Here is a 3,711-nt window from a genome sequence, read left to right as displayed (position 1 = left end):
CAAAGCGACGAAAACCGATCCCGATTGACACGGAAAGTCATATCAGTCCTGCGAGGTACAACGGCCATTCATGTCTTCGAGCCACTCGGCAAGTTCTCGGCCGAAGTGGTCGTTGGTCCATCAACAAGTCAACGGCCGATATAGGTTATCCAACTGGCAACCGACGAGCAATTCGAGCGAACCGCCGCTTTGACCGTCAAATAACGGCAGTGAACGAACCATCCCTGCGGGTCGGCAAATTCGAGCGGACGTCTCGAGTGCGGCTGGGAATGGACGGTCACGTCGTTCCAAAATCAGCTATCGATTTGGTAGCTCAGGCGGCGCTTCCTTTGGCTTCGTCCCTTATCGAACGGCTATGGAGAAGATCGCCGGGAGGCATTTACTTGCTCACGCCACCGGCAGACCGTCGTTCTCACTGGACGGGGCATGTTCGACTTCCCCGCGCGGAAGAACGAGTTGAAAGACGGCGCCACACGGCGCGTTTGCGCTTGCCCAAAGCCGTCCCCCGTGCGCCTCGACGATCGAACGGCAGATCGACAAGCCCATGCCCAGGCCATGTGCCTTCGTCGTATAGAACGGATCGAAGGCGCGCTCGATCCACTCTGCGGGCAGTCCCGGTCCAGAGTCCCGCACGGCGATAGACGCGCCATTCGATGAATCCCCGGCCGTGCTGATCAGCAACTCGCGCGGGCCCATGCTCGTTTCGCTCATCGCTTCGACGGCATTGACGATCAGGTTGAGCATCACCTGTTGCAGCTGCACGCGATCTCCCAGGACGAGTGGCAAACCATCCCCGAGTACTGTCTTCATGGAGACGCCGTGGTTCGCCGCTTCGCCCCGGGTCAGTTCGATCACCTCACGGATCGCCTCGTTGATGTCCACCCTGTCTTTGCGTGGAGGCGCTTTCCTGACCAGATCGCGAATCCCGCTGACGATGCCGCCAGCGCGCATTGACTCATTGAGGATGCCATCGAGCGCCTGCCTGACCTCCCCAAGGTTCGCCGGGTTGGCATCCAGCCAGCGTAAGGCGGCCGAAGCATAGGTTGCTGTCGCGGCGATTGGTTGCTGCACTTCATGGGCGATCGAGGCCGTGAGCTGCCCCAGCGTCGTAGCCCGGTTCGAGTGCGCGAGCTCCATCTGCACTTCGTGGTAGCGCCGCTCGCTCTCGCGCGCTTCGGCTTCCGCCCGCTTGCGCTCGGTCAGATCGAGCACGAAAGAGACACCTTGGTTCGCACCTTCTTCGGACATCGCCGCGCCGATCAGGACCGGCACACGGCTGCCGTCTTTCCTCGTGAACTCCTTCTCGAAGGGCTGTAACGTCCCCGTCCTCCTGAGCTCCGGGATTCGTTGATTCTGGTCGAGGTCGAGCCATTCCGGCGGCGTCAGGTCCGTCCAGCGCATACGCCCAGACACGAGGTCCTCGCGGTCGTATCCCACGATACGGAGAAATGCGTCATTGGCCTCGAGAATCTCACCTCCTGCCAAGTCCCAGATGAAGATGCCGACAATGTTGGCGTCGACAAGGCGCCGGATCCTCGCTTCGCGTTCTGCGAGATCGCGGTACAAACGAGCATTCTCCAGGGTGATCGCGGCCTGTGAGGCCAGCAGTTCTAGGACCGTCATGCGCTGGGGCGTGAATGCATGCGTTGCCAGGTTGTTCTCCAGATACAACAGGCCGATCAGCTCGCCCCGGTTGATCAGCGGCAGGCACAGCGCGGAGCGGACCCGACGGTGTCGGATGTAGGGATCAGAGCCGAACGAACCCTCATTCACCGCGTCATCAAGAATCACGCTTTCCCGGGTGCGCAAGACGTAGTGAAGCATGGATTGTGGCAGCATAGTCGTTGTGACGGGCTCGTCGCGCACTTGCACAAAGACCCTGTCGCCGTTGATCGCCGCTTGCGCTTTGATCGTTCGTTCCTCCCCACTCGCCAGGAGCAGAAGGCCGCGATCCGCGCCCGCCTGCTCCATCGCTGTGCGCATGAGCGTGTCGAGCAGCTTGTCCTGCACGATCTCGCCCGAGAGCGCTTGCGAGACCTTGAACGTCCGGCTCAATTCTGCGGTCCGTTCCGCAACCTTCGTCTCAAGGTCATCGCGGGCCTGCTGCAACGCTTCCTCAGCGCGCCTCCGCTCCGCGATCAGGCGCGCGTTCTGACACGCAGTTGCGGCATGATTTGCCGCGACGGAAAGCAGCAGTTGATCGATGTCGTCGGGAAAACCGGCGCGATAACGTGCCGCGACAACCAGACCACCCTCGGAATTGCCACCGATGGGAATGACGATACCGCGCCCCTCATGGGCATCCCTGCCAATGTCCGAGACGATTTCACGAGGGAGAAATTGGCCGCCCTCGGTGAGGCGGCGCTGCAGCCATTTGGGAAACTCCAGCCATGCGTTTCCTCGCGTGACTTCGATCGCGATATTGTCTCTAGGAGAGAGTAATCGGACAAAAACAAAATCAAGACGCAACGACCGGACAAGTACGTCCGCAAATTCTGCAGCGATCGCCTGCGGTTCCCTGCCTAACCAAGCGGCTGGGACGGCGGAAATGGCTACCAGATCCCTGAGCGCAGTTCGCAGCCGTGATGTCTCGTCGTGCACATCTGCCCCCACTTGCTTTACGTCTTGTGCCACAGTCTGTCGCTCCCGCGCACATCTTGGATCAGGCCTCTAGCTGGGGTAAAGTATAAGAGAATTTCTCATATATTCTTCTGTCGGCCGTTTCGGCGGGTAAAAAACGCAGAACATACATGAACAGCGCTGTGACAGGCCCCGCTCGACTGCGGTAGGAGTAGAAAATATGACCGATACGACGAAAAGGGATCCGTGTGTGCATCTCGCCGGAAAAATGCTCACGGAAAGCCGTCACGCCTGCGCGTTCTTCAACTCGCGCGCGGAAGAGTATCGCGTCTTACTGCCCTTCATCAAAGAAACGGTGGACCAGAGTGAAAGATCCATCTTCCTTCTTGATCCTGAGTATCGGGCAGAACACCTTCGTTGGCTGGAGCAGTCAGGCATCGACGCCGTCGCGCTGCGCCAGCGTGGTCAAATCGAGATTCACCCGTGGGAGGAAGCCTATCTGCGTGGCGGGCGTTTCAATCCGGATGCCATGCTCAGCTTGATCGACGGGCTCTATGCCGCCAGCAATGTGGATGGTTTCTCCCATGCTCGCCTCTGGGCGAGCATGGATTGGGCGCTGCAGGATCAGCCGGGCGTCACCGACCTCATCGAGTATGAAGCACGGCTGAATTACCTCCTGCCAAAGTACGATCACATTACTGTCTGCGTCTATGACCTCGCGAAATTTAGCGCCAGTGTGATCATGGATGTGGTTCGTACGCACCCGCTGGTGATCATTGGCGGGAATCTCCAGGAAAATCCGTTTTTTGTGCCTCCCGATGAATTCCTGCGCGAATTGCGGAGCCGTTTGCCATAGACTGCGATCGAGTGATTGCGGCTTCGCCGGCGGGAGCTGGTCGGTTGACTACTGCCGGGCCTTCCTAGACACTTCGCTAATACTTTCACCGTTCAACAGAAGGCCCAGCAGCGAGAGTTCTACGGTGCGCGAGCGGAACCATCCTCTATCTTTTTACGGGTCTTCGCGGAAAAGTGTGATGGTTTTTCACGATGAAAGCGTCGGAGAGCCGATCTGGGCAAGGGTTTGCGCGTCTTGATGGCGTCGCGAAATCGGGCATGATTTCGCGATGGCTA

The 3,711-nt window shown here is 59.1% G+C and carries 2 protein-coding genes; one reads left to right on the top strand and one right to left on the bottom strand.

The features are described 5' to 3' along the window. Window positions 1–387: 387 nt before the first annotated feature. Window positions 388–2,634 carry a GAF domain-containing sensor histidine kinase gene (locus P0D89_RS51465; RefSeq protein WP_408370683.1) on the bottom strand — a complete coding sequence of 749 codons (2,247 nt, stop codon included), beginning with the start codon at window positions 2,632–2,634 and terminating at the stop codon, window positions 388–390. A 166-nt stretch (window positions 2,635–2,800) separates the two neighbouring features. On the opposite strand from P0D89_RS51465, the gene P0D89_RS51460 reads away from it, so the two are divergent. Further along, window positions 2,801–3,436 (top strand): MEDS domain-containing protein, encoded by a 636-nt coding sequence (locus P0D89_RS51460; RefSeq protein ID WP_408370681.1) that lies wholly within the window; start codon window positions 2,801–2,803, stop codon window positions 3,434–3,436. The last annotated feature ends 275 nt before the right edge of the window (window positions 3,437–3,711 follow it).

Source organism: Paraburkholderia sp. RL18-085-BIA-A (assembly GCF_046027075.1).
Lineage (GTDB): Bacteria > Pseudomonadota > Gammaproteobacteria > Burkholderiales > Burkholderiaceae > Paraburkholderia.
This window is presented reverse-complemented; position numbering and strand designations above follow the sequence as displayed.

Excerpts from the sequence above, each read along its gene's own strand:
- P0D89_RS51460 (WP_408370681.1), top strand. The coding sequence starts at position 2,801 with ATGACCGATACGACGAAAAGGGATCCGTGTGTGCATCTCGCCGGAAAA.